Origin of the sequence: Prosthecobacter sp. (assembly GCF_044222345.1) — a bacterium.
Classification (GTDB): domain Bacteria; phylum Verrucomicrobiota; class Verrucomicrobiia; order Verrucomicrobiales; family Verrucomicrobiaceae; genus Prosthecobacter.
The window spans coordinates 1-19,412 of the sequence record NZ_JBGANL010000030.1 but is presented as its reverse complement, the minus strand read 5'-3'; the positions used below and the strand labels follow the sequence as shown (position 1 = coordinate 19,412).

Sequence of the window (19,412 nt, the reverse complement as noted above, 5' to 3'; positions counted from 1 at the left end):
TTTTCACTGCTTTCAAACAGGGATCCAGAGATCCCTCTGCCTACTTGCCCGCCTCGCGTGTGCCGCTGCCTTTGGGCATCTTCATGAGGCTGTCTCCGAGTTCGGCGCGGATGGTTTCGGCGTGCTTTTGCAGGCGGGCCACTTCGTCCGGGTTTTGGGCGGCGATGTTCTTGGATTCACTGATGTCGCCGTAGAGGTCGTAGAGTTCCGGTGCGGTGATCTTCACGGGCTTGTAGTTCACCGGTTTGCCGCCGGTCGCCTGGGGGGTGTCGGTGGGCAGGCTGCGGTAGGTGTGGGGGAGCTGGAGCTTCCAGCGGCCGTCTCCGCTGGAGATGGCCTGGAGCTGATTTTGCTCGTAGTAGAAGGCGTAGAAGTCGTGCGGGTTTTTAGCGTCAGGAACGCCCGAGACGATGGGCCAGCAGTTGAGGCCGTCGATCTTGTGCTCAGGCAGTTTTGCCTCAATGACGTGGGCGATGGTGGGCAGGAGATCGATGGTCATCATCATGGTGTCCGTGGTGGTGCCGGCGGGGATTTTCCCGGGCCATTTCATGATGCCGCTCACGCGGGTGCCGCCCTCCCAGCTGGTTCCTTTGCCCTCGCGCAGCGGGCCTGCGCTGCCGGCGTGGTCGCCGTAGCTGAGCCAGGGGCCGTTGTCGGAGGTGAAGATGACCCAGGTGTTGTCTTCGAGGCCGTTTTTCTTCAATGTGTCCATGATCTGGCCCACGGACCAGTCCACCTCCAGCATGACGTCGGCAAACAAGCCTTTGCCGGACTTGCCCTTGAACTTGTCGCCCACAAACAGGGGCACGTGCACCATGCTGTGCGCGAGGTAGAGGAAGAAGGGTTGGCTTTTGTTCTTCTCGATGAACTGCACGCCCCGGGTGGTGTAGTCGGTGGTGAGGTGGGTTTGATCCTCAGGGGTGACATCGGCATCCACGACCTGGTCGTTTTCGATCATGGGCAGCTTGGGGAAGGCGCCTTTTTTGGCCTGGGGGTGGAAGGGCCACATGTCGTTGGAATAGGGGATGCCGTAGTACTGGTCGAAGCCGTGCCGGGTGGGGAGAAACTGGGGCAGGGAGCCGAGGTGCCATTTGCCCACGGCGGCGGTGGCGTAGCCCTTTTGTTTCACCAGCTCGGCCAGGGTCGTTTCATCGGCGCTGATGCCGTGCTTGGCATTCGGCCCCAGGGCGCCGTGGATGCCCACGCGGTTCGGGTAGCAGCCGGTGAGCAGGGCGGTGCGGGAGGCGCTGCACACGGGCTGGGCGACGTGGAAATTCGTGAACTTGCGGCCCTCGGCGGCCAGTTTGTCGATGTTCGGGGTCTGATAACCCTGCGCCCCGAAACAGCCGACATCAGCATAACCCATATCATCCATAAAAATGATGACGATATTGGGTGGGGGAGACGCTGAAAAGGCCAGTTGGGGGGCGAGAAGCAAGGCCAGAATGGCAGACAGCAGGGGGCGCATGTTGGAAATGGGTTGGGCGTGAAGGGGATGAAATAAATCGGCCCTCATGAAAACGCCTGAGAAAACTGCGCACTTCCACACAATTTTTCTGCTTGCTGATTCCTAGCCCTCCTTTATGATCCGCGTCCTTCCCGGACAGAATTAGCGTTTTCACGGCGAGAGTGGGGTCATCCCCGCTCTTTTTTGTCTGGTGAAAACACGAATTTCATATGATCAGCGAACTCAAAGCCCTCTTCGACTATTACGAGAAAGAGAAAGGTATCGACCGTCAAAAGATGGTCGAGGCCCTGTCACAGGCATTGCTCGCCGCCTCCAAAAAAAGCATCGGTCCCGCCCGGGAACTGCGCATCGACATTGATCCTGACAAAGGAACGATCAAAGCCTTCGCCAAACTGATCGCGGTGGAGACTGTGACCAACCGCTGGGAGGAGCTCCAGCTCGAAACGGCCAAGCGCTTCAAGAAGAGCGCCGTGCTGGGTGATGAGATCGAAGTCGAAGTCACACCCAACAACATGGGCCGCATCGCCGCGCAGACGGCCAAGCAGACCATGCTGCAGCGCCTCCGCATGGCGGAGAAGGAAAATCTGTACGAAGAATTCAAGGACCGCACCGGTGACGTCGTCAGCGGCGTGGTGCGTCGCTTTGAAAAGTCCGATGTGGTCGTGGATCTCGGCAAGTTCGAAGGGGTCATGACCTCCAAGGAGCGTGTGTCCACCGAGGACTACACCCCGGGAGACCGCATGCGCTTCTACGTGAAAGCCGTGGAAAAGGACAGCGGCCGCGGCCCTGAAATCATCCTCTCCCGTGCGCATCCGAACTTTGTGCGCCGCCTGTTTGAATTTGAAGTCAGCGAAATCGGTGACCGCACCGTGGAGATCGCCAGCATCGCCCGTGAAGCCGGCTACCGCACCAAGGTGGCCGTGCACAGCGCCGATGAAAAGGTGGACCCTGTGGGTGCCTGCGTGGGCCTGCGTGGCGCACGTGTGAAGAACATCGTCCGCGAGCTGAACAACGAGAAGGTGGACATCATCCGCTGGAAGGCGGACCCCGCCGAGTTCGTGCGTGAAGCCCTCAAGCCCATCAAGGTCCTCTCCATCTCCGTGAACACGGACAAGAAGGAAGCGCGCCTCACCGTCAGCGACGAAGACCTCTCGAAGGCCATCGGTCGTCGCGGCCAGAATGCGCGCCTGACCTCCCGCCTCGTGGGCATGGATCTCGTCATCGAGAAGGATGAACACGCCGCCGAGGTCTTCGAAGGCCAGATGGGCAGCGCGGTGCACCACCTCGTGGACGCCCTCGGCATCACTGAGGACGTGGCCCGCCAGCTGACTCAGGGCGGCATGGGTGATCTCAAAACTCTGGCCACCGGGGTGGATGTCTCTGACATCGCCGAGGTGCTGGATGGCGACACCGCCCTGGCGCAGCAGATTTTCGACAAAGCCGCAGCACATGCTTCATCTCCTGCCAAGGAGTAGCCCCTGTGCCGCCATGACAACGACTTCAAACCAACCCCCAACTTACGACCAGCCTGCCTCCCCCGCCGCCGCTCGCCCGATCTCATTCTCTCATGTCCAGCAAACCCTCCTCAGCCAAAAAGAGCAAGTCCCCCACCGACGAAGTCGTTGAGGCGGCTGTGCCTGCCGAAAGCACCCCGCCCAAAAAAGAAGCCAAAGGGAAGGTGCTGTCGTTGATTGAGGAAAAGAAGCCCCGGAGCAGAGGGCCGGTCAGAGGGGGCAATGCATTGCCGCCGTTGGGAGCCCGGAAAGTCGTTGAGCCTGTGCCCGCGCCGCAGCCTGCCGCACCTGCCAAACCCACGCTGGACGAGCGCAAAGCCGCCGCGCTGAACCTCTTTGAGGATGATGAGAAGCCGAAGGTGCGCCGCCGCCCGGTGGATGAGAACGCCCAGCACAACGCGCTGCCGCCCATCTCCCTGCTGAACGACCCCACCCCGCCGAAGCCGGTCGTCCCGATCGTGCATGCCCCGCCTGCCGAGGTGCCGGCGCCGGAGTTTGAGGTCAGCGAGAGCGGTGAGAAAATCATCCACCTGAAGCCACCGATCGTGGTGAAGGATCTGGCGGACAAGATGGGCCTGAAGCCCTTCAAGATCATTTCCGAACTCATCGCGTTCAAGGTTTTCGCCAGCGCTGACAAGGCCATCGACATCGAGATCGCCGAGAAAATCTGTGAAAAGCACGGCTTCAAGCTGGAGCGTGACAAGCGCGAAAAAGGCGGCGGCGTCCACAAGGTGGAGGAAGTCATCGTCGAGCCTGTGGCCCAGGTCGTTGAAGAGGTGGAGGAGGAAAAACTGGAACTCCGCGCCCCGATCATCACCTTCATGGGGCACGTTGACCATGGCAAGACCTCGCTCCTGGATGCTCTGCGCAAGACGCAGGTCACCTCTGGTGAAGCCGGCGGCATCACGCAGCACATCGGTGCTTACTGCATCTGGCACAATGGCAAGCCGATCACCTTCATCGACACCCCCGGCCATGCCGCCTTCTCGGCCATGCGCGCCCGTGGTGCCAAAGTCACGGACATCGTCGTCCTCGTCATCGCTGCCGATGACGGCATCATGCCGCAGACGAAAGAAGCGCTCAGCCATGCGAAAGCCGCTGGCGTGCAGCTCATGGTCGCGCTGAACAAATGTGATCTTCCTACCGCCAACGTGCTGCGCGTGAAAAGCCAGCTGCAGGACATCGGACTCGCGCCGGTGGACTGGGGTGGTGAGATCGAAGTCATGGAGGTCTCCGCCAAGAGCGGGCTCGGACTCGACAACCTGCTCGAAACCATGTCCCTCCAGGCTGAAGTGCTGGAGCTCAAGGCGGACCCCAAGGCCGCCCCGCGTGCCACCGTCATCGAATCCTCCATGGTGGCCGGCAAAGGCCCCGTGGCCACGGTCATCATCGGCCAGGGCACCCTCAAAGTCGGCCAGGCCTTCATCTGCGGCCCGCTCTGGGGCAAGGTGAAGGCGATCATCAATGATCGCGGCGAATCCATCAAGGAAGTGCTTCCCGGCATGCCCTGCGAAGTCATCGGCTTCAGCGACATGCCGCATGTGGGAGACGAAGTCGTCGTCATGAAGAGCGAGCGCGACGTGAAGAAACTCAGCGAGGAGCGCCTGGAGGAGATCCGCCAGAAGAAGCTCAACGTGCCGCGCCGCTCCACCCTGGAGCACCTCTTTGCCAGCATCGAGGACAGCAACAAGAAGGCCCTCAAAATCGTCCTCAAGTGCGACGTGCAGGGCTCCGTGGAAGCCGTGGCCAAGTGCCTCACCGACATCAAGAGCGACAAGTGCAACCTCGACATCCTGCATCAGGAAGTCGGCGCCATCAACGAGTCCGACGTCCTGCTGGCCAGCGCCTCGGACGCCATCATCATCGGCTTCAACGTCAAGGTGGAGAACAAGGCCCTCACCGTTGCCAAGCGCGAGACGGTGCAGATCAAGCTCTACTCCATCATCTACGAACTCATCGACCAGGTGAAGGAAGCCATGGCGGGTCTGCTCGATCCGATCACCCGCGAGAAGGTCATCGGCCACGCCCGCGTGAAGCAGGTCTTCAAGGTCAACAAGGGCTACGTCGGCGGCTCCGTCGTCACGGATGGCGTCATGAACCGCAAGCAGCGCGCCCGCGTGCTGCGTGACGGCCAGGCCGTGTATGACGGCGGCTTTGAAACGCTGCGCCGCTTCACGGACGAAGTCAACGAAGTGCGCAACGGCATGGAGTGCGGCATCAAGCTCTCCGGCTTCAGCGACTACGAAGAAAACGACGTCATCGAGTGCTACGAGCTCGAAAAAATCGCCCAAACTCTCTGATCCCGTTCGTCGTATCAGGTTTCAGGTCATGCGCGTGCCGTTCACGCTCCTGACCGGCACCTGAAACCCGCCCCTTTTTTAAACTGCCCCTATGTCCCTCCGAGTCGATAAAGTACGCGAGCTCATTCGTCGTGAGCTCAGCACCATCCTCGAGAAGGATTTCCGCAACGAAGGCTGTCTCGTGACCATTCACGACGTCAGCCCCACGCCGGACATGCGGCAGTGCTTTGTGTATGTGGGCGTCATCGGCAAGCCGCATCAGCAGGACGCCGCCCTGGCCAAACTCACCAAGGCCCGTGGCTTCATCCAGCGGGACCTCTACAAGCGCGTCAAACTGCGCAGCAGCCCCCAGCTCTTCTTCCGTCTGGATAAATCCGTCGAGCGCGGCGTGCCTCTGCTCAACATCATCGACAATCTCCCTCCGCCGCTGCCGGATCTTCCGGTGGAAGGTGAGGAAGAGAAGAAGGATGCGGCAGCCGAAGGCAAGGCTGGGAAGTAAGGATGGAGGCCGTGGCCGGGAGGGTGATGCGGTCTTTCTCACATGAGGCCTTGCACAGGTTCTCCGGAGGCAATGCGAGGTGCCGGTGAGTTTTTTCGGATCGGTCACCTCGGAACAGCGCCGATCCTCCTTTCCCCAAGACTCCGCCCTATCCCGGGACGCCTGCAGTCTTTCCTGCGGCTGATGCCAGAAGGGCCATTGAAGTCCGGTCACAGCGGAGGGCTTGCCCCCGGGTTTGCGCTTGATGCCGCGAAAGTTGCGCACTCTGCGCCATGAACCTCCGGCCGGGGTTGACTCGCCAAGGGGACTGACAGACAGGCCCGGCAGCCTGAGATTCTTTCCCCCATCACCTTTCGATCTCTGTTTTTTTACCCTGCATGCTGGCCCTTCCCACAACTCATCCCGGGCTCGTCCGCTGGACCAATCTCTTCAGTCTATTGGTGATCGGCATCGGAGTCGCGGCCATCGCCGGATGGCTTTTTGAGGTGTCTTTGCTCAAGCGCATCTTGCCGGGGGGCATCGTCATGAAGTTCAATACGGCGCTGGTGTTCCTCCTTGCGGGGCTCTCCCTGCGGGGCGTGGGGGCCTGCCGCAGCCGGTGCTGCCGGTGGCTGGGGCGGGTCTGTGCGGGCCTCGTCATCCTGATCGGCGGGCTCACGCTGGTGCAGCACATCTCCGGGCTGGATCTTGGCATCGACAATCTGCTGATCCAGGATCCGGCGCTTGCGACGAACAAGTACAGCCCGGGCCGCATGTCATCGCAGACGGCCGTGAGTTTTGTGTTCTTTGGCGTGGCGCTCCTGCTTTCCGCCCGCCGCAGGAGGGGCTGGTGGAATGTGGTATCCCGTGCGCTGCTGGTCTGCGTGGTCTTCCTCGCCCTGGCCAGTCTGGTGGGGCATCTTTTTGGCTTCGTGTTTCAGGTGGGCAGCAGCCAGATCACCGGCATGGCCTTTCATACCGCGCTGGCGTTTCTGCTGCTGTGCGCGGGCCTGTACTGCGCCATGCATGAGGCCGGACCGGCGAGGAACATTTTGTTCAGCGAGACCACGGGCGGCATCATGGCGCGGCGGCTGCTGCCAGCGGCCATCCTGCTGCCGCTGCTGCTGGGCTGGCTCGGGATGGGGAGCGGGAAGTCGGGCCTTTATGACACGCCTGCCGGGGCGGCGTTCTTTGTCGTCTGCATCCTGGTCTTCTTCACCGTGCTTGTCCTTGCCACGGCGCGCCAGCTTCACGTGCTGGACCTCGCGCGGCGTGCGGCCGTGGACTCGCGTGATCACACGATTGCGGAACTGCAGCGGGCGCTTGATGAAGTGCGCACCCTCCAAGGCCTGCTGCCCATGTGCGCCTGGTGCAAAAAGGTGCGCGACGATCAGGGCTACTGGGACGATGTGGCCAGCTACATCGCCAGGCACACCGAGGCCAGCGTGTCCCACGGCATCTGCCCCGAGTGCAGCAAGGAGCATTTCCCTGCGACGCAGCCTGCCGTCACTTCACCGGACGCACCCGCGCCTTCGGCTGCTCCGCAGGCAGATTCTTCAGACGGATCTGGGGGGCGCTGATTTCGAGGGTGCCCCTTCGGGCACCATGAGGTATCAGGCCCTCAAGCGCCGCATCCTGCCGGAGGAGTTTGCGCAGAGGGGCCTCTTCCTGGCGGCGGACGATGGCGCCGCGTGCACTTCTCAGCAGTTCATGGTGGATGGTGGTAGGTTTGATAGCGGTTCGCAAAACTCGTTTCCGTTTGGCAGGCTGTTTCTTGATCGATGATCATGGGCTTCCTTCTTCGCTCTCCTGCGTCGAGCTACGCAGGACACGTCGACGGCGGCTGGCTGAGGACGCCCAGCCCTGCCAGCACTGGGCATGCGAGCGCCCAGCGCGAGGTAGGGAGGCTTGTCCTCAAGCCGCCGCCGAGCGTCTCCACGCTCGCTTTCCGGAAAGGAGGAAAACGCTATACGAAGGCTCTGCGCCACCCGTGCACAAATCATGGCTGGGAGCGCCGATGTCCACATCGGCTCCGGGCGAGCGTCCCTGCACCATCGCCACGGAAAAAAGCTCACGGGCCACACAGCGCCTGCCCGTGCGGCAGAGCCGTCCCCAGAGCCGATAAAATATCGGCGCTCCCAGCAAAGAGCTGCGCCCTGCGCGGAGTGCCATTTCTGTACTGGGAGCGCCGATGTCCACATCGGCTCCGGGCGAGCGTCCCTGCACCATCACCACGGAAACAAGCTCACGGGTCACACGCCGCCTGCCCGTGTGGCTGAGCCGGGGCTGCGAAAGCATTGACATCTCTTCCGCTGATCCCGTATAACCGCGAAATGGCCAGCAGCATTCGCCTTCCATCCACGGGTGGCTCGTTTCACCTCACGGCAATGCTGTCGGGTTTGGGCGCAGGCTTCAGCAGAGGGCTTGTTTTCTGCATGGGGCTCATCCTGATTCTCTGCGCTGGCTTGATCGCATGCTTTGCGGTGCTCAGCGCGCAGATGCGGCAGCCCCCGTCGGCCGTGGCCATTCCGCGTGCGAAGACGGCGGACGAGATCTTCAATGCGCGGTACTACCCGCTGATCGATTGCCCGCTGTTTCGGCTTCCTCGAAAACGCCTGTTTTCTTACCCTTACCCGAACACGGTCACCCACCTTCCAGAGCCGCTCCCCGAGATCCTCCCCACGCTGGAACCCTCGCCCAAGGTGCCGCTCTACCCTCCCGGTGCGCGTGAGAGCGCTGATTTTTGAAACGGGTGCTCTTGGGGCTGGGCGGCATTCGGTACTGGGAGCGCCGGTTTTTAACTGGCTCTGGTGCCGCCCCTGATGAGCAAAGCAAGATGCCGGGCATTTCCATGGGCGGCCCGCTCGTGGTGAAATAGGGGCACACCCTCTTTCGTGGACGCCAGATCACGCAAGAGGCCGGTGCGAAAACCTCGCTCGGCTGGCTCGTGGGCGATGAGTTGCGCGAGTTCGCCGAACTCCCCAGCGGCGGCGACAATTCCTACCCCGGCTTCGTCACGCTCTCAGACAAACGCGCCCTCGTCTCCTACTACTCCAGCCACGAAAAAGACGCCGCAGGCAAGACCATCACCGCGATCTATCTCGCGGAGCTGACGCTGAAGTGAAGGCATGCTGCCCTGTTGCTGAAAACAAGATGGCTGGCGTGCATGGCTCTCAGTTAAGGGGATAAATCGTGGGGTTGGAGATTGGGGGAAAATATGGCAGTGGTGGATAAAATACCAGCCATGCCCGGCATCTTAATTTCCTAATTCTATCGAATCTTATGATTCAAAGTGTTCTCCTCCTCGTGTTGCTCAACGTTCTTGCCTTGGTTTCCATTGCCAAGGTGAAACCGGGGGTGGGTAAAATCATCCTGATCTCTTTTCTCGTTTTAACAGACCTCTTTTATCTGTGCAATCTTCCCAAAGGATAAGAGGTTGAGCTGCATGGGGGGACAAAACTGAATTTGGAGTGCGGCATGCGGAGCTGCCGCTTTCGAGCGTCTCAAGGCTTTCATGGGGCGTTCAGCATGCGTGGGGACGCTGCTGCGTTCGAATACTTCGTGGTATCCGCCTGTCTTCCGGCCTGCGGAAAGCGGTGGCTGCGGTCATTCCTCCCTCCGCGACCGCACTCCAAAGGGAGCTGTCGCCGAGCCGAGACTTCCACCGTTTCCACGGTTTCAACGGGGGTGTGTGTCACTCCCAGGTGAAGGTGTAGGTGTGGAGATTGCCCGCTTTGGTGACTTCACACTGCTGGCGGGAGACGAGGTGAGGGATGATCTCGCCGTAGAGCTTGGCGGCGGTGAGCGCGCCCATACGCCCGGGATTGGCGGCAAAGCGGTGCGTGAGCTGGCTGCGGGTGTACAGGGCCTGGTGCTGGCCGGGTTTGACACTGGGATCTCCCATGATCTGCGCCAGCAGCCATTCGGCGGTGTCGTCCATCTGGACGCGGCGGCTCATGCCTTCGAGCTGGATGAGCGCGTCAAGGCAGCCGTTTTGATGCGCCTCCGCTAGCTCCAGAATCTCGGGGTGATGGTGAAGGGATCGGTGATGCTGCCCCTGGCCCACCGGCGTGTCCATTTTCATATGCCTGGCATCTTTTTCTCGAGTCGTTTCCCGTTCAGTCCTTTTTACCAAAAGGATCTCCTGAAGAGAGGGTTTCATAAGGTTCTAGCAGAGATCTATGCTTGCCCGCCAGTTGCTTCACGAGCGTTTTCGTGAAAGCGTCATTCACCAGTTCCAGGTTGGGAGATTCAAGCACAAGCTTTTTCGAATTGCCTCTCGCTATATCATATCGCCAAAGTGTTTTGCCATCGACATGGATAAGCCAGGCTATTCCCGGGGAGGCGACTGGATCTGTCACAACCAGCCAGGGACTGTTGGGCATCGGTTCGGGTGCAGCAGTGGGTGGCGCCGCGTCTGGCTTTGGCAGCTTGTCATAGGCCTTCAACACGGCCGTTGAAGTTATTTCTTCCACCGGATTGCCCAGGCACCGCTTTCCTGTTTTGTTGAAAAACGCATTGCTCCATGCGTAGACCCATACTCTTCGAGAATTTGGCGCAGCCTTTTGAGAGCAACCTGTGACGACAAGCATCTGCACCAGACATAGCAGGACCCAAAGCAGTGCTTTTCTCATGATATTAGAAATTTCTGAGTCAGTGCAGGCATATAATCTGGTCGAGATTCATTTGCCCTATTTGAACTTGGAGAATTGCTCTGCCATTCTTTTTAGGTCAGCAAGAGCTTCCCGGGACGAATCCGGCAACGTCGCTTTGACGACATAATGACCGGTATTCTGCTCATATTTTTCAAACATAAACATATCGGAGTCGTCAGGGAAGTCCTCATCGCCGCTAGCATTAATCCACTTCAACGGGCCTATGGCCTGCATCATGAGCAATACGGCATTTTGAATGTCCGTTTCCTCCGTAAGCTTTATGCGGTGCCAGGTGTCTACTTGGAGATCAGACGTGATCTCAATCAAAACTGATCTCTCTGATTTTTGTTCGAACAGCGTAAATGCAAAGCTTCGCCCCCAGCCGGCCACCACCGCGATACGAGTGATCTTCACAGCTTTTGGGCGCTGCTTTCTCAACTCGTTGAATGAGGATAACTCCAGGACGTGATAAAAAGCAGGTCTCGTTTTTCGGATGATATCCCACGACAGCACATCCACATCGGCGGCCATCGACTTTTCCTGAGAAAGCAGTGCTAATCCACCTGCCATGATGCACAGAATCAATCTTGTTCTTTTCATGTTTCGTGTGGCTGCTGGGGTTGTCGTCTTGGTTCTCTGAGAATCAATGAGTGGGTGCCACAAAGGCAGCAGGTGATTTAATGATCCTCCATGCACCTCGCCAGATCAAACGCATCACGCAGTGACTGCATTCAGCTCTGCCATGACTTCCTCGTGGGTGTGGGAAGGGGATTCGCCGCTCTCACGGTGTTGCACTCGGGCGTCCATTTCCTCGCGCCAGTGCGCCGGCATGGCGAGGGCGCTTTGGAGGACGCGGGTGATGTCGGGGGCGTCGGTGGGCATGGGCGGATTGTGTCAGCCTGAGGTGTGGATTTCAACTGAGGATGCGGCTCCGTGCTGGCCGATCCCGGAGCAAGCCGGAGGCTTGCGCTACGGACCTGCACTTCCCGCGCCCACAGCGAAGACTTCCACCATTTCCACGGTTTCAACGGGGGTGTGTGTCTCTCCGCGCATCTGGCGGGGAGAGACTTCCACCGTTTCCACGGTTTCAACGGGGGTGTGTGTCACTCCCAGGTGAAGGTGTAGGTGTGGAGATTGCCCGCTTTGGTGACTTCACACTGCTGGCGGGAGACGAGGTGGGGGATGATCTCGGTGTAGATCTTGGAGGCGGTGAGCGCGCCCATGCGCCCGGGATTGGCGGCAAAGCGGTGCGTGAGCTGGCTGCGGGTGTACACGGCCTGGCGCTGGCCGGGTTTGACACTGGGATCTCCCATGATCTGGGCCAGCAGCCATTCGGTGGTGTCGTCCACCTGGAGGCGGCGGCCCATGCCTTCGAGCTCCACGAGGGCATCGAGGCAGGCATTTTGATGCGCCTCCGCCAGCTCCAGAATCTCCGGGGTGATGGTGAAGGGATCCGTGGTGCTGCCCCTGGCCCAGCGGCAGGCCTGGAAGATGATCGCCAGCTTCAGGCAGCGGGCGGGGGATTCATTGAGGCTGGATAGCAGGTTCTCACTTCCTGTGGTATAGTCGGGTATGGATTCGCAGCGGGCGCGGTTGCGCTGCTGCAGGCCCACCCAGTAGTGCTTGGCGGCCTTGGTGAAGTTGTCCTTGCCCACGGTGCCCTTGAGGTTGGTCAGGTTGCGGAAAAGGTCGGCCATGTTTTGCAGGTCGTCTCCCTCCAGGGTTTCCGGCCACCAGATCTGCCGTGCCTGCCGGGTGGCCACGTAGAAGCCAAAGCGGCGGCGCAGCCCGCAGCCGGCGGCGATCTGATCCAGCCGGGCCACGCCAAAGGTGCTGCCGATGCAGAGGCTCAGCGTGGCCTGCTCGATGTGCCGCTGGGATTCGCCGTCGGCGTTGTTCTTGCCTTCACGCAGGAAGTTCTGGTGCCATGGCGAACCATCGTAGAGGCCCAGGTAGCGTGCGGAGACCTCCCGCCCAAAGGACTGCGTCTCCCAGCTGCGGAGGATGGCGTTTCCTTCATCCTCAAACTGCAGGCGGTGGGGCTGCTGCTCAAAGGTGTCAAACAGGGCCGAGTCGCTGGCGTTTCCACCGATGAGGTCGTCCGGCGTGAGGATGTGCCGTGCGAGCTGGACCGCTGGCAGAAAGGTGGTGCTCTTGCGCATGCCTGCGCGGCTGGCCACGAAGTTGAAAATCGTCAGCGGTTTGCGACCACCAAAGCTCAGGGTGACATTGGGCGTGAGGAGCCTGCCACACAGGGCCAGGATGGGGGCCACGATGAGGCCGTCCGGCAGTTCCGAGACATTGCGTGTGAAGTCGCGGTAATCCATGAGGATGGAATCTTCCGGGATGGGATGCTCACGGATTGTCTCACACTCCCCCGTGGAAGATGTGGAAGTTTCTGCCTTGGGTGTGGCGGGAGAGACACTCACCCCCGTTGAAATGGTGGAAACGGTGGAAGTCTCCGCCTTGGGCACGGCGGGAGAGACACTCACCCCCGTTGAAACCGTGGAAACGGTGGAAATGTCCGCCGTGGGAGTGGCGGGAGAGACACTCACCCCCGTTGAAACCGTGGAAACGGTGGAAGTCTTCGCCGTGGGCGCGGCGGGAGAGACACTCACCCCCGTTGAAATGGTGGAAATGGTGGAAACGGTGGAAGTCTCCGAGCGGGTGGCCGCAGGTGGCGCGTGTGCGCACCCTCCCGCCGATATCGCGGGTGTGGGCGCTGATTCTTCCGCCGCAGGTTCTGCGCGTTTGCCTCCATCCGCTGAATGGGGAGAAGGAGGGGTGGTTTCTTCGCTGGCAGGCGGCTTGGGCTTGTACCAGTCGGGGACGGGAGCGTCCACGGGGCGCAGGTGCCGAGTCCAGTCGGCGGAAGGCCGGAAGGCGCGGCGGGCCTGCAGCGCGGCGGTGGCATCCGTGAGTGCGGGCGGAGTGGTGCCGGGGGCGGCCTCGGGTGAGTTTTGAGAGGCGGAGTCGGGATGGGTTGTGGAATGGGCGTCGGAGTTCATGACAGTCAAAAGATTGGGTTCAGAAGATTCAGATGAGTGGAGAGGTGGATTCATTTTCGGGTGAAGAAGAGGCCGTCGAGGATGGGCTGGCGCTCGGCCTCCGGGAGGTGGAGGACATCGCCGAGGTCTTTGCAGGGTTTGGGCATGAGGTGGGCGATGGCGTACACGCCAGCGGCCTGCAGGTCTGCCAGCCAGGAGGAGGCGGCGTTCATGCCAGGCTCGTCCGCGTCCGGAATGATGTACACCTCCCTGCCGCGCAGCCGCTCCAGCAGCCCGGCATCTCGCGCAAAGCGGGAGCTGGCGCTGGTGGCGGCGAGGATGCTCCACGCATGCGGTGTATCCACCCGCAGCATGGCGGCGAGGCCCTCGATGAGACCTATCGCGCCCTCCACCAGCAGGACGTGTGTGGTTTTGCCCAGCCAGCTCTGCCCGATGAAGGCACCCTGGGAGCCGGGGAGATTCCGCGCTTTGATGGGCGTGCCATCCGCCTTCACCAGCGGCTGCCCGTCCAGCCGCCGTGCCTGCGCAAAGGTGTCCTCTTGGATGATGAGGCAGCGCTGCGCCTGCACCTCCGCCACACGGAGGAACCCGTGCCGGTGCGCGAGATCCACCGCATCTGGGTAGATGCCGCGCAGCTCAGCCACGGTGCGGATGTCCGCATGCGTGAGCGGGTGAAACTCCGGCCACTTCTCGCGCAGCCAGGCGCGGTCTTCGGCGGGTGTTTGGGGGCTCTGGGGCTCTTCGGCGTTCTGGGAAGAGGAATGGGTCTGATGGGACCTGTTCGACCTATCCGGCTTGTTCGACCTGCAGGGCTTGTCTTTGCCCTTTGCGCCGTGGGTGTTCTGCCCACCCGGAGGCCACTCAGCCTCCAGCAGGCAGCCCGCAGGCACATCGGTGCTTCTGGCGGCGCAGCGCAGCTTGTGGCGCAGATCGTTTTCCCGCCAGGGCGGGCGGCAGTCCTTGTTCCAGTGGCTGAGCAGAGGCAGGGCCTCCTGCTCGGAGAGGTCAAAGCCTCGCACCAGCGCCAGGGCGGCGCGGAAGGCGGCGGCATCTCCCCCCTGCCCGGAGATGGAGGCGGGCATCCTCGCCAGATAGGCGCTGGCTCGATCAGTGGTTGATTTCATCGTGTGGTAGAAAGTGGTTTAAAGTGGTAAAACTAGGCGCTGCGGATTTCGGCGGTGGAAGCAGCCGCTGCGCTCATGCCGCCTTCCCGGGAGGAAGAGGAGGAGTCAGAGGCGGAGGAGGATTTTGGGGAGCCCGCCGGCAGCTCGTGCTGCTGCAGGGCGGCCCAGACCTTGGAAGGTTCAAAGCGGCAGAAGCCGCGGATCTTGATCATGGGCACCGCGCCGCTGAGCACCCAGGTGTGCAGGGTGCGGCGGGTGATGCCGAGGCGCTGCGCCATCTCCACCTGCGTGATCAGCTCCACCGGCGGCGGTGTGGGTGCTGGCTGGGGAAGCTGGACGGCGGTGTGGGCTGCGGATGCTGATTGAATGCTGTATTTCATAAGGGTGTCGTTGGTTGCTGATGGGTTCAATAGTGGTAATATATGCTTCTAACTGGTGCCTTGTGGTATCATGCGGCCGTGCCGGGGCATGGAGATGCCGGGTGGCGCGGGGTCCGCGTGAGGCCGGGGCGTTTGTGGTGGGCCGGAGGCCGGTTCAGGTCCGCCGGAATGTGTGCCAGGTGCGAATGCCAGAGTTCTTCACTGCTGTCCCGCGCCATCTCTGCCGGAGACCGCGTTCTTCACGCCGGTCATCCTCAGGAATGAAAACAGCCTTGGGTCCGAATTTCGAATGTCAAAAACTTTTTCAGAAAAGTGCAGCCGCAGGTCGCAGCCTTGCGAAAGGAATGATCAGGAAACGAAAACGTTGCGCGGCATCTGGCATGCAACCAGCCATCCTTTTCACCGCAATGCATTCCGCACAACACCCCCCCCTGCATTCATGAGACTCCAAGCCCGATGCGAAATGACCGTGGAAACAACCGTTCCCGCCGCCACCGTGATGATGATCGAGCCCCTGTCCGGCCCTGCCCAGGTCATTCAGCACAGTTCGGTGACGCTTGAACCGGTGACGCCCCACGTCAAAACCACCGACGTGTATGGCAATGCATGCCAGCGCGTGGTATTGCCTGCGGGCCTTTCCGTGATCAGGGCGGAAGTCACCGCGAGCGTGCCCGATGACATCGATGTGGACCCCTCCGCGCCCTTCACGCCGGTGCAGGATCTGCCGGACAGCGCGCTCCATTACCTGCTGCCCAGCCGCTACTGCCAGAGCGATCTGCTGCTGGATCTGGCCACGCAGATCATCGAAAACGTGACCCCGGGCTATGCCCAGGCCGAGGCCATCCGGGACTGGATCCATCTCAACATCGAATACCAATACGGCTCCAGCGGCCCCAGCACCACCGCCATGGACACTGCGAACAGCCGCCAGGGCGTGTGCCGTGACTACGCGCACCTTGGCATCGCCCTCTGCCGGGCGGTGCGCATTCCTGCCCGCATGGTGTCGGGGTATCTGTATCAGCTTGATCCCATGGACCTGCACGCGTGGTTTGAGGCCTTCATCGGCGGCCGCTGGTACACCTTTGACGCCACCCAAAACCAGCCCCGTGGCAACCGCATCATCCTCGCCTACGGCCGTGATGCCGCAGACACCGCGCAGCTCAGCGAATACGGAAACCTGGTGATGAAGAGCATGCACGTGCAGGTGGACGTCGCGCCCTGAGGGGTTGCTGCGTTCTTTGCAGCATGAACGAGAGCTCCCATCCCGCCTGGCGCAGCCTGCTCTCCGGTTACTCGCTGCCACCCGCCAGGGAGGCGGTCTGGGGCTGGGATGGCCGGGAGATGCAAAAGGTGGTGCTGCATGACGGGGAGTTTGGCAACGGCGGCTGCTGGACGGATCTGAATGACCAGTGCGTGGGCGCCATCTCCCACTGGATGCCCCTCGCTGAAAACCCCAACCAGCCCCCCCGGCCGCCAGACCGCTGGGCCAACCGCCACGACGGCCTCTCCCAGCCGCCCGAGGATTCCAGCTTCGTGTGGGCCTTCATCGGCGATGACCCGCCACGCCGTGTGCAATACATCGACGACCACTGGCTCGATCTCGACGGCCACCCGCTGGATGCACGCGGGCTCAAATGGCTGCGAGACCTGGAATACACGGATGCCATCGTGCGCGCCTGAGCTGAGTGATCGGCGGGCGATACCACGGGTGCAGAGGGTGGTGCGAGGCTCGCGCCCACCCGCGACCAAGTTCCACCACCCCTGCATCTTCACCTTGCAGCCTGCCTGCCGTGGTGCTTTGTGAATACCCCCCGGATGCCAGCCAACTCCACCACCGCCGAAATCGTCGCCGCCATGCGCTCTGCGCAGCGCATCGCCATCGTCGCACATATCAGGCCGGATGGAGACGCCGTGGGCTCCGTGCTCGGCCTCGCGCTCAGCCTGCGCGCCCTGGGCAAGGACGTCATCGCCATGCTGGAGGACGGCGTGCCTTCCAACCTCGCGTTTTTGCCCGGTACAGACACCGTCATCCAGCCCGGCACCGAGCCGCTGGGCATCGACCTCGCCATCGCGCTGGACACCGCCACGCATGAGCGCGTGGGGGAGAAAACCAAGGCCCTGCTGGATGCCGCGCCGCTGCTGATCGACATCGACCACCACCCCGCCAATCCGGGTTACGGCGCGCTCAATCTCATCGCGCCCACCGAGCCCGCCACCGGGCAGATCATTTACAATCTGCTCAGCGAGCACGGCCTGCCCATCGACGACGCCGTGCGGCAGAATCTCTTCATCGCCATCTCCACGGACACCGGCTCCTTCCAGTATTCCAGCACCAATGCGCGCACGCACCGCATCGTGGCGGAGATGATGGAGGCCGGGCTGGACACCGCGCGCCTGGCGCAGCTTGTCTATCAGTCCTACCCGGTGCGCCGGCTGGAGCTCATGCGCGACATGCTCAACCACATGGAATTCCGCGCGGAGGGCCGCATCGTGAGCTGGCAGCTCAAGCAGGAGATCATGGATGCCGTGGCCATGGAGCCCGGCGATACCGAAGGGATGATCGACACGCTGCGCATGATCGACACGGTCGTCGCCTGCGTCATTTTTGAAGACATTCCCGGTGGCAAGGTGCGCGTCAGTTCGCGCTCCAAGGACAACCGCCTCGATATCTCCGCCGTCTGCGCCCAGTTTGGCGGCGGTGGGCATCGCATGGCCTCAGGCGCACGCATGAGAGGCCCCATTGAAGCAGCAGCAGACCAATTTTTGCAAGCACTCGAACATGAAGTCAGACGAATTGATTAGCGGTGTCCTCCTGGTGGACAAAGACCAGGACATGACCTCGCATGATGTGGTGGCCGTCGCACGGCGCTGCCTGAACATGAAGAAGATCGGCCACTGCGGCACGCTCGACCCCATGGCCACCGGCATGCTCATCCTCGTGCTTGGAAACGGCACCCGCCTTTCCGATCTCCTCATGTCTGAGGACAAGGAATACGTGGGCACCCTGAAGCTGGGCCAGACCACCAACAGCCAGGACGCCGAAGGCGAAGTGGTGGAGGAAAAGCCCGTGCCCGCAGAACTCACGCTGGAGCAGGTGAAGGCCGCCTTTGACAGCATGAAGGGAGACTTCTACCAGATGCCCCCCATGGTCTCCGCCATCAAGATCGGCGGCGTCCCGCTCTACAAGCTCGCCCGCAAAGGCCAGGAAGTGGAGCGCGAGCCCCGCTTCGTCCGCGTGTACGATTACGAGATCACCCGCTTTGAGCCGCCCTTCGTGGACTTCCGCGTGGTGTGCAGCAAAGGCTTCTACGTCCGCACCTACGCGCATGACGTCGGCCAGAAGCTCGGCTGCGGTGCGCACCTCAGCGCCCTGCGCCGCACCCGCTCCGGCCACTTCAAGCTCCTCCCCGGCAAGTACGTCACCTTTGACCAGCTCAAGCAGGGCAAGAAGGATGAAGTCCTCGCCTCCATGCTCACGCTGTATGATGTGAGCAAGCTGCGCGGCGCGTAAGCAGGGCAGGGGACATGGAATCGTCTTCCTGCTCGAACTCGTCCTCGGTGATACATCGTTTTGCGAAACTGATTTCTGGAAAGCGAGAGAGGAAACGCCCGGCGGCGGCTTGAGGACAAGCCTCCCTGCCTTGCGCAGGGCACTCGCATATCCAGCGCTGGTAGGGGGCTGGTTGTCCTCAACCAGCCGCCGTCGAAGCCCATGATTCTCGGTCCCGCCACTCCAGTTTAAGACAGGGATAGAAAGAGTGCTGATGCTTTCGACTGGTGCTCCCCCCTGCGTCGCTCCCCAGTCCCGCCTTGAGGCCGTCCGGCTCCTCGTCGGTCATTGGTCTCTCAGCCTCCGTGAGGAATCCCTCTTTTGGGATCGGTTTTGCGTCTTTTTGCGGCCAATCTTCTGCCGCCGCCCCCACCGCCCCTCCCTTGCGCATCTCCGCTGCTTTCTTGCCCTCCATGAAAACTTCAGGCGGGCCGTACTGTTTAATGGGCACAGTCCAGACAGGCTGTTCCCACCATGAAACTTTGCTTCCTTCGTCCTTATATGGCGTTGGTGCTGGCCTGGTGCTCCGGCCAAACGCTCTTCGCACAAGCCCCTGCGGCTCCTGCTTCTCCCCCAGCGGTCAAGGCTCCGGCGCTCACGCCCGCCCAGGCCATCCTCAAAGTGCGCCTCGCAGGTCAGGCCTAGCGCGCCAGCCTCCTGGGCAGCGAAATCCACAATGCCGACCTGCGCATAGAGGCCCGCTTTGACGACCTCCTCACCACTCTGCGTGTTGTCAGTGACTCCAAGGATTCGCACACCAAGGTCACACGCATGAAGGAGCAGACCATCGCGAGCCTGCAGCAGGCCGTCACCTACTACCAGCAGAAGCGCGCCTGGCTGGAAGAGCAGATGGTGCGCCCCACCGTCAATCTCACGCAGACGCAGAAGCAGTTGATCAGCAACGACTTCGAAGAGCGCATCGAGAAGCGCGTGAA

The 19,412-nt window shown here is 61.5% G+C and carries 20 protein-coding genes; 11 read left to right on the top strand and 9 right to left on the bottom strand.

Features of this window, described 5'->3' with window-relative positions; translation table 11 throughout:
* Positions 1 to 40: 40 nt before the first annotated feature.
* Positions 41 to 1,468, bottom strand: a complete 1,428-nt coding sequence (locus ACILSL_RS16215; protein ID WP_395733096.1) for a sulfatase — start codon at positions 1,466 to 1,468, stop codon at positions 41 to 43.
* 209 nt (positions 1,469 to 1,677) lie between these two features.
* Here ACILSL_RS16215 and nusA point away from each other — a divergent pair, with 209 nt between their 5' ends.
* The 6 genes from nusA (at position 1,678) to ACILSL_RS16185 (ending at position 8,884) form a co-directional block, all read left to right on the top strand.
* On the top strand, positions 1,678 to 2,943 hold the full coding sequence (nusA, locus tag ACILSL_RS16210; RefSeq protein WP_395733095.1) for a transcription termination factor NusA: 1,266 nt from the start codon (positions 1,678 to 1,680) through the stop codon (positions 2,941 to 2,943).
* Between the two features lie 92 nt (positions 2,944 to 3,035).
* Positions 3,036 to 5,282 carry a translation initiation factor IF-2 gene (gene infB, locus ACILSL_RS16205; RefSeq protein WP_395733094.1) on the top strand — a complete coding sequence of 749 codons (2,247 nt, stop codon included), beginning with the start codon at positions 3,036 to 3,038 and terminating at the stop codon, positions 5,280 to 5,282.
* 91 nt (positions 5,283 to 5,373) lie between these two features.
* Positions 5,374 to 5,781 (top strand): 30S ribosome-binding factor RbfA, encoded by a 408-nt coding sequence (gene rbfA, locus ACILSL_RS16200; RefSeq protein WP_395733093.1) that lies wholly within the window; start codon positions 5,374 to 5,376, stop codon positions 5,779 to 5,781.
* A 377-nt stretch (positions 5,782 to 6,158) separates the two neighbouring features.
* The gene (locus tag ACILSL_RS16195; protein WP_395733092.1) at positions 6,159 to 7,340 is read left to right on the top strand and encodes a hypothetical protein; all 1,182 of its coding nucleotides are present in this window, start codon (positions 6,159 to 6,161) and stop codon (positions 7,338 to 7,340) included.
* An 855-nt stretch (positions 7,341 to 8,195) separates the two neighbouring features.
* Positions 8,196 to 8,507, top strand: a complete 312-nt coding sequence (locus ACILSL_RS16190) for a hypothetical protein (RefSeq protein WP_395733091.1) — start codon at positions 8,196 to 8,198, stop codon at positions 8,505 to 8,507.
* A 200-nt stretch (positions 8,508 to 8,707) separates the two neighbouring features.
* A complete protein-coding gene (locus ACILSL_RS16185; RefSeq protein WP_395733090.1) occupies positions 8,708 to 8,884 on the top strand; it encodes a hypothetical protein in 177 nt (58 codons plus the stop codon).
* A 570-nt stretch (positions 8,885 to 9,454) separates the two neighbouring features.
* Here ACILSL_RS16185 and ACILSL_RS16180 read toward each other — a convergent pair.
* The 8 genes from ACILSL_RS16180 to ACILSL_RS16145 form a co-directional block, all read right to left on the bottom strand.
* A complete protein-coding gene (locus tag ACILSL_RS16180) occupies positions 9,455 to 9,844 on the bottom strand; it encodes a hypothetical protein (protein WP_395733089.1) in 390 nt (129 codons plus the stop codon).
* Positions 9,845 to 9,878: 34 nt separating this feature from the next.
* A complete protein-coding gene (locus ACILSL_RS16175) occupies positions 9,879 to 10,394 on the bottom strand; it encodes a hypothetical protein (RefSeq protein ID WP_395733088.1) in 516 nt (171 codons plus the stop codon).
* 57 nt (positions 10,395 to 10,451) lie between these two features.
* Positions 10,452 to 11,015 (bottom strand): hypothetical protein, encoded by a 564-nt coding sequence (locus ACILSL_RS16170; protein WP_395733087.1) that lies wholly within the window; start codon positions 11,013 to 11,015, stop codon positions 10,452 to 10,454.
* A gap of 114 nt (positions 11,016 to 11,129) precedes the next feature.
* Complete coding sequence (locus ACILSL_RS16165) at positions 11,130 to 11,297, bottom strand: hypothetical protein (protein ID WP_395733086.1); 168 nt, start codon at positions 11,295 to 11,297, stop codon at positions 11,130 to 11,132.
* A gap of 87 nt (positions 11,298 to 11,384) precedes the next feature.
* Positions 11,385 to 11,522 (bottom strand): hypothetical protein, encoded by a 138-nt coding sequence (locus tag ACILSL_RS16160; RefSeq protein ID WP_395733085.1) that lies wholly within the window; start codon positions 11,520 to 11,522, stop codon positions 11,385 to 11,387.
* Complete coding sequence (locus tag ACILSL_RS16155; protein WP_395733084.1) at positions 11,519 to 13,423, bottom strand: DUF3987 domain-containing protein; 1,905 nt, start codon at positions 13,421 to 13,423, stop codon at positions 11,519 to 11,521. Before ACILSL_RS16155 ends, ACILSL_RS16160 begins: the two co-directional genes overlap by 4 nt.
* A gap of 50 nt (positions 13,424 to 13,473) precedes the next feature.
* The gene (locus ACILSL_RS16150; protein WP_395733083.1) at positions 13,474 to 14,547 is read right to left on the bottom strand and encodes a hypothetical protein; all 1,074 of its coding nucleotides are present in this window, start codon (positions 14,545 to 14,547) and stop codon (positions 13,474 to 13,476) included.
* Between the two features lie 32 nt (positions 14,548 to 14,579).
* Positions 14,580 to 14,927 carry a hypothetical protein gene (locus ACILSL_RS16145; RefSeq protein WP_395733082.1) on the bottom strand — a complete coding sequence of 116 codons (348 nt, stop codon included), beginning with the start codon at positions 14,925 to 14,927 and terminating at the stop codon, positions 14,580 to 14,582.
* A 463-nt stretch (positions 14,928 to 15,390) separates the two neighbouring features.
* Between ACILSL_RS16145 and ACILSL_RS16140 the strand changes: the two genes are divergently transcribed.
* The 5 genes from ACILSL_RS16140 to ACILSL_RS16120 all read left to right on the top strand — a co-directional run bounded on the left by ACILSL_RS16140 (position 15,391) and on the right by ACILSL_RS16120 (position 19,122).
* Positions 15,391 to 16,149, top strand: a complete 759-nt coding sequence (locus tag ACILSL_RS16140) for a transglutaminase family protein (protein ID WP_395733081.1) — start codon at positions 15,391 to 15,393, stop codon at positions 16,147 to 16,149.
* Between the two features lie 23 nt (positions 16,150 to 16,172).
* Positions 16,173 to 16,607, top strand: a complete 435-nt coding sequence (locus ACILSL_RS16135; protein WP_395733080.1) for a hypothetical protein — start codon at positions 16,173 to 16,175, stop codon at positions 16,605 to 16,607.
* Between the two features lie 135 nt (positions 16,608 to 16,742).
* Positions 16,743 to 17,729 (top strand): bifunctional oligoribonuclease/PAP phosphatase NrnA, encoded by a 987-nt coding sequence (locus tag ACILSL_RS16130; protein ID WP_395733079.1) that lies wholly within the window; start codon positions 16,743 to 16,745, stop codon positions 17,727 to 17,729.
* Complete coding sequence (truB, locus tag ACILSL_RS16125) at positions 17,707 to 18,438, top strand: tRNA pseudouridine(55) synthase TruB (RefSeq protein ID WP_395733078.1); 732 nt, start codon at positions 17,707 to 17,709, stop codon at positions 18,436 to 18,438. Before ACILSL_RS16130 ends, truB begins: the two co-directional genes overlap by 23 nt.
* A 513-nt stretch (positions 18,439 to 18,951) precedes the next feature.
* The gene (locus ACILSL_RS16120; RefSeq protein WP_395733077.1) at positions 18,952 to 19,122 is read left to right on the top strand and encodes a hypothetical protein; all 171 of its coding nucleotides are present in this window, start codon (positions 18,952 to 18,954) and stop codon (positions 19,120 to 19,122) included.
* Positions 19,123 to 19,412: the final 290 nt, after the last annotated feature.

Excerpts from the sequence above, each read along its gene's own strand:
- ACILSL_RS16215 (WP_395733096.1), bottom strand. The coding sequence starts at position 1,468 with ATGCGCCCCCTGCTGTCTGCCATTCTGGCCTTGCTTCTCGCCCCCCAA.
- nusA (WP_395733095.1), top strand. The coding sequence starts at position 1,678 with ATGATCAGCGAACTCAAAGCCCTCTTCGACTATTACGAGAAAGAGAAA.
- infB (WP_395733094.1), top strand. The coding sequence starts at position 3,036 with ATGTCCAGCAAACCCTCCTCAGCCAAAAAGAGCAAGTCCCCCACCGAC.
- rbfA (WP_395733093.1), top strand. The coding sequence starts at position 5,374 with ATGTCCCTCCGAGTCGATAAAGTACGCGAGCTCATTCGTCGTGAGCTC.
- ACILSL_RS16195 (WP_395733092.1), top strand. The coding sequence starts at position 6,159 with ATGCTGGCCCTTCCCACAACTCATCCCGGGCTCGTCCGCTGGACCAAT.
- ACILSL_RS16190 (WP_395733091.1), top strand. The coding sequence starts at position 8,196 with ATGGGGCTCATCCTGATTCTCTGCGCTGGCTTGATCGCATGCTTTGCG.
- ACILSL_RS16180 (WP_395733089.1), bottom strand. The coding sequence starts at position 9,844 with ATGAAAATGGACACGCCGGTGGGCCAGGGGCAGCATCACCGATCCCTT.
- ACILSL_RS16175 (WP_395733088.1), bottom strand. The coding sequence starts at position 10,394 with ATGAGAAAAGCACTGCTTTGGGTCCTGCTATGTCTGGTGCAGATGCTT.
- ACILSL_RS16170 (WP_395733087.1), bottom strand. The coding sequence starts at position 11,015 with ATGAAAAGAACAAGATTGATTCTGTGCATCATGGCAGGTGGATTAGCA.
- ACILSL_RS16165 (WP_395733086.1), bottom strand. The coding sequence starts at position 11,297 with ATGCCCACCGACGCCCCCGACATCACCCGCGTCCTCCAAAGCGCCCTC.
- ACILSL_RS16155 (WP_395733084.1), bottom strand. The coding sequence starts at position 13,423 with ATGAACTCCGACGCCCATTCCACAACCCATCCCGACTCCGCCTCTCAA.
- ACILSL_RS16150 (WP_395733083.1), bottom strand. The coding sequence starts at position 14,547 with ATGAAATCAACCACTGATCGAGCCAGCGCCTATCTGGCGAGGATGCCC.
- ACILSL_RS16145 (WP_395733082.1), bottom strand. The coding sequence starts at position 14,927 with ATGAAATACAGCATTCAATCAGCATCCGCAGCCCACACCGCCGTCCAG.
- ACILSL_RS16140 (WP_395733081.1), top strand. The coding sequence starts at position 15,391 with ATGACCGTGGAAACAACCGTTCCCGCCGCCACCGTGATGATGATCGAG.
- ACILSL_RS16135 (WP_395733080.1), top strand. The coding sequence starts at position 16,173 with ATGAACGAGAGCTCCCATCCCGCCTGGCGCAGCCTGCTCTCCGGTTAC.
- ACILSL_RS16130 (WP_395733079.1), top strand. The coding sequence starts at position 16,743 with ATGCCAGCCAACTCCACCACCGCCGAAATCGTCGCCGCCATGCGCTCT.
- truB (WP_395733078.1), top strand. The coding sequence starts at position 17,707 with ATGAAGTCAGACGAATTGATTAGCGGTGTCCTCCTGGTGGACAAAGAC.
- ACILSL_RS16120 (WP_395733077.1), top strand. The coding sequence starts at position 18,952 with ATGAAACTTTGCTTCCTTCGTCCTTATATGGCGTTGGTGCTGGCCTGG.